At 63.3% G+C, this 2,616-nt stretch carries 5 protein-coding genes; all 5 read right to left on the minus strand.

Annotation, left to right across the window (positions count from 1 at the left end):
• On the minus strand, nucleotides 1–318 hold a 318-nt coding region (locus tag C5F48_RS23015; protein ID WP_181247761.1), incomplete at its 3' end, for an aminopeptidase P family N-terminal domain-containing protein.
• Nucleotides 319–475: 157 nt separating this feature from the next.
• Entirely contained in the window at nucleotides 476–916 is a 441-nt protein-coding gene (locus C5F48_RS23020) for a molybdenum cofactor biosynthesis protein MoaE (RefSeq protein WP_107666029.1), read from the minus strand.
• 1 nt (nucleotide 917) lies between these two features.
• Entirely contained in the window at nucleotides 918–1,166 is a 249-nt protein-coding gene (gene moaD / locus C5F48_RS23025; RefSeq protein ID WP_107666030.1) for a molybdopterin converting factor subunit 1, read from the minus strand.
• Complete coding sequence (gene pgsA, locus C5F48_RS23030) at nucleotides 1,163–1,831, minus strand: CDP-diacylglycerol--glycerol-3-phosphate 3-phosphatidyltransferase (RefSeq protein ID WP_107666031.1); 669 nt, start codon at nucleotides 1,829–1,831, stop codon at nucleotides 1,163–1,165. The genes moaD and pgsA overlap by 4 nt, the downstream gene beginning before the upstream one ends.
• Nucleotides 1,832–2,113: 282 nt before the next feature.
• On the minus strand, nucleotides 2,114–2,616 hold a 503-nt coding region (locus C5F48_RS23035; RefSeq protein WP_219907834.1), incomplete at its 5' end, for an ATP-binding protein.

Here is a 2,616-nt window from a genome sequence, read left to right on the forward strand (position 1 = left end):
GTCGCGCTGCCAGTCGGTGTAGGTGATGTTGTCGCCGAAGCTGCGCCGCCACGGCTGGCCCGCGTCGATCCCGGCGCTGATCGTGGTGCAGTCACTCGCCGTCACCACGCAGGCATAGGGCCGCCCGAAGGAGCAGTAGAGAAAGCCCGAGTAATAGGCCACGTTGTGCATCGAGGTCAGCACCACCGCGTCGAGCTCGTGCATCTCCATCAGGTCGCGCAGCCCTTCCAGCCGCGCCTCGTATTCCTCCGGCTCGAAGGGCAGCGCGGCCTTGTCGCCGTTGTGGAAGCGGTAGTGTTCGGGACGGTCAAGCGTCATGTCAGACCTCAGGCGAGGGGGCCGCGGCGGGACCCCGAAAGATCCCGGCGTGCAGGACGACGGCAGGTTGCCCTGCAAGCGGCGGGAAGATCCCTGCGACGACGCCATCGTCGCGGCTCGGGAAAAGAATGCGGCGGGCGGGGCGGCTTGGCAAGCCCTACCAGCGTTTCAGCGCGTCCTCGTCCGCGTCCTTCGCCGCCACCCATTCGGCGCCGGAGGTGGTGATCTCCTTCTTCCAGAAGGGAGCGCGGGACTTGAGGTAATCCATCAGGAACTCCGCCGCGGCGAAGGCGTCGCCGCGATGGGCCGAGGCGGTGGCCACCATCATGATCGTCTCGCCGGGGGCGAGGTCGCCGTGGCGGTGGATCACCAGGCAATCGACGAGGCTCCAGCGGGTCATGGCCTCCCCGGCGATCGCCGCGATGGCGCGTTCGGTCATGCCGGGGTAATGCTCGATCTGCATCGCCGCCAGATCGCCCGACAGATCGCGCACCAGCCCGGTGAAGGTGACGACCGCCCCCGCCCCCGGCAGATCGCGCGTGAAGGCCGCGGCCTCGGCGCCGAAGTCGAAGGGCTCGGCCTGCACCGCGACGCGCATCTCAGCCTCCGGTCATCGGCGGGAAGAATGCCACCTCGCGCACCCCGGCGAGGGGGGCGTCGAACTCGGCCAGCTCCTGATCCAGCGCGACCCGCAGGCTGGAGGTGTCGGCGAAGGCGGCCGCGTAGCGGTCTTCGCGGGCGATCAGCTCGGCCACCAGATCGTTGACCGTGGCGGCCCGGGTCTCGATCCGCTCGCGCGGCAGGCCGATCCGTTCGCGGACCCAGGCGAAGTAGAGCACGTCGATCATTTCTTGTCGTCCTTCAGGAAGGGCAGCGCCTTCAGGAAGTAGTCGAGCCCGGTGACGAAGGTCAGCACCGCCGCGATCCAGATCAGCGTCAGCCCGACCCAGGTCGCGTAGGAGGAACAGCCCCGCATGCCGCAGCTGCGGATCGGGTCAGCGTCGCCGGCGCTGACCGCCTGGGCATATTCGGCCCAGGTCATGCCGCGGCGGGCGATGCCTTCGAGATGCTCGAGCCCGGTGCCGAGGAAGAGAACCGCGATGGCGACCATCTGGGCGGTGGTCTTCCACTTGGCGAGCTTCGTGACCTTCAGCAGCCCCGCCTTGGCGCCGAGGAATTCGCGCAGCCCGGCGACGAAGACCTCGCGGAAGAGGATGAGGGTGACGGGCAGGATCAGCCAGGGGTTCATGCCGGAATAGCCGGTGATGATGACGAGGGCGATCACCACCATCGCCTTGTCGGCGATCGGGTCGAGCATGGCGCCGAACTTCGATTCCTGCTTCCAGAGCCGGGCGAGGTAGCCGTCGAAGAAGTCGGTGATCGCGGCGCTGATGAACAGGGTGAGGGCGAACCAGTCAGCCCAGGGGCGGTGGAAATACAGGAACATCACCGCCACGCCGGGCGCGGCCAGCAGACGCAGGATCGTGAGGATATTCGGCAGCGACCATCTCATGAGCGATACCTAGCCCGAAGTCGGTGGCGGGGGAAAGGGGAGACAGCGCCTCGGCGGTGAAGAAGCGGTGATCGGCGGCGGCGGCGGACAGCGGGGATTTTCACGCGTGAAAAGGAGAGTAAGGGGCTGATTTTAATGGACATTCCCAACGGCATTAAGACAGTCTTAAGACATTTTGTCGCGGTGTAGGCGTGGAAGGGGAACGTGGGAGCAGACGGTGACCGAAAAAATTCGTGAGCTTAGAAGAAGGCGATGTGGTTGCACCGCTTGGGGCACCCACAATTATTCCTTGCTATCAGGCTCTCTCGCGAGCTTGTAATGGGCCTTGGGGTCGCGTGAATAATCCCCCGCAACAAAAATCATTATCCCCTTTCGACACATTCGTTCCAAGTCCTTTTTTGAAGTGGCCCAAGTTCGCCCGGTGAGTCGCTGCGCCTCCGAGACTTGGATCATGCCGTTTCTAAAAGTATACGCAGCAATCTTTATCTCGTGCTCCTGCATTAACTTCCACTGCTCTACTCCAAAGTGCATTGCCACATCGCGATCACTTGAGCGACTACGCACCTCATGGTCATTTTGCAGAACAACACGCACAACAACGCCATGAAGCGCCTCCTGGCGAAACTGAGGCTCGGGGAGGTTGTATTCTGCCATGCTATCTCTGATGCGTCTCGTTCCTTCTCGAGCCATCTGAACATAGCCAAGATACCGCATGGCATCCATGAAATGATGGTTTCTAGATGCACGCAAATCGTAAATCGTTCTCTCATTTACGGGGGGCACGA

The organism is Cereibacter changlensis JA139, from assembly GCF_003034985.1.
GTDB lineage: Bacteria > Pseudomonadota > Alphaproteobacteria > Rhodobacterales > Rhodobacteraceae > Cereibacter > Cereibacter changlensis.

Coding starts and splice junctions, on each gene's coding strand:
- C5F48_RS23020 (WP_107666029.1), bottom strand. CDS start 916: ATGCGCGTCGCGGTGCAGGCCGAGCCCTTCGACTTCGGCGCCGAGGCC.
- moaD (WP_107666030.1), bottom strand. CDS start 1,166: ATGATCGACGTGCTCTACTTCGCCTGGGTCCGCGAACGGATCGGCCTG.
- pgsA (WP_107666031.1), bottom strand. CDS start 1,831: ATGAGATGGTCGCTGCCGAATATCCTCACGATCCTGCGTCTGCTGGCC.